The following is a 1601-nucleotide window of genomic DNA, read 5'->3' on the forward strand; positions in this document are numbered from 1 at the left end:
GCGTGCTTCAGCATCAGTTCCAGCAGGGCCATCCGGCGGTGCTTCATGATTTCATCGTCATCGATGGCGCCAACATCGATGAGGGGAAAATCACCGGTATACAGTTTTTGTGCTGTTCCCGGGCTGGCAAACAGCTCCGTCCAGTTCAGCGTATATGGCCAGGGGCTGCCACGGCCGTGTGAAAACAGTAGCGGAATAACCAGCGGCAGCTGCTCATGACCGGCATCCAGGTGTTTCTGCATGGCGGCAATGGAGTACCGCATGAGTCTGAACGCCATATGCCTGTCCGGGCTGCTCTGGTGCTCAATGAGCGTATAAATGTATCCCTCACCCTCTGTGGTCTTCAGGGAGTACAGCACGTCGGCAAAATAGGTTCGCAGGTTTTCCTCAATAAAGGAACCAGACTCCAGCTGCAGGGTGGTCAGGTCGCACAGCTGCAGCAGTTCTGCGGGCAGATGCAGAGCCAGAAAATCCCGGGCGGTATCCGTGTGGGTCAGGAAGGTTTTAAACAGCCCGTCATGGGGAACCGGTGACTTCCCGCCCTTTCCTTTTCTGCCTGACATTCCGCGTCTCCGTTGGTTTAAGTGTGGTCATCTGGCAGTATTATACCGGAGCTGAGGTCCTGGTACCTTCTGTTTCACAGGGGACCGTTCCGGGGTGGTTCGGTCCCCTCCCCTGTTATTCCGGTGACACCGGGCTGACCGCATCGTCACGCAGTCGCATGATGGTCTGCCGTGAGGTTCCAAACTGGCGGGCAACGGCGCTGATACTGGCTCCCGCCTTCAGATTTTCAAGCGCGGCCTGCTGTTGCTCCGGGTTTAGCGCCGGTGGCCGGCCAAACCGTTTCCCGGCGGCCCTGGCCCTTGCCAGGCCGGAATGTGTGCGCTCAATCAGCAGGTCCTTCTCAAACTCCGCTACCGCCGAAATGACCTGCATGGTCATCTTTCCGGCCGCGCTGGTGAGGTCCACGCCGCCCAGCGCGAGACAGTGTACGCGAATATCGGACGCTGCCAGCTGCTCCACGGTCTTCCGAACGTCCATTGCGTCACGGCCCAGGCGATCAAGTTTGGTCACTATCAGCACATCGCTATTTTCCATGCGGTCAAGTAACCGGGCAAAGCCGGGCCGTTCGCTGGCGGCAACCGAACCGCTGATTTGTTCCTCAATCAGGCGCTGGGGTTTAACGGTAAAGCCAGCTGCTTCAATTTCCCTGCGCTGGTTTTCAGTTGTCTGTTCCAGTGTGGATACACGGCAATAAGCAAAAACTCGTGACATGGCGTAATCTTCTGTACGAAATGGATGTACGAATTATAGCGCGTGTACGAAACTAATTTCACTAAGTTTTGGACAGGTACTGTAAGCAATGTACGAAAACGGTCGGTTTCGGATATTGGCAAATGTCGTGAAATCGCACCTTCGCTCCCATTGGGCCATGTCCGGAGTTTCACAGGATAGTGTCCATTAAAAAATGATGGACACTATTTTTCCCGAACCGGAGGCTCCCGAACAGACGGTCTAGATGAGACGCTGATATGACTTTCCGTGTCAACCGGAACTACTGGTTTTACGGTTTTTTATCCAAATCCAGTACCCTGAGGGCG

The 1601-nt window shown here is 55.2% G+C and carries 2 protein-coding genes; both read right to left on the minus strand.

Annotated features, from left to right (window positions below):
* The coding region (locus tag FU672_RS24760) for an Rpn family recombination-promoting nuclease/putative transposase (protein ID WP_148245223.1) at nucleotides 1–563 on the minus strand (563 nt) is incomplete at its 3' end.
* Nucleotides 564–678: 115 nt separating this feature from the next.
* Nucleotides 679–1275: a recombinase family protein gene (locus FU672_RS24765; protein ID WP_148245224.1), complete on the minus strand. Its 597-nt coding sequence runs from the start codon at nucleotides 1273–1275 to the stop codon at nucleotides 679–681.
* Nucleotides 1276–1601: the final 326 nt, after the last annotated feature.

The sequence above is a fragment of the Enterobacter asburiae genome, from assembly GCF_008080435.1.
GTDB classification, from domain to species: domain Bacteria; phylum Pseudomonadota; class Gammaproteobacteria; order Enterobacterales; family Enterobacteriaceae; genus Enterobacter; species Enterobacter asburiae_C.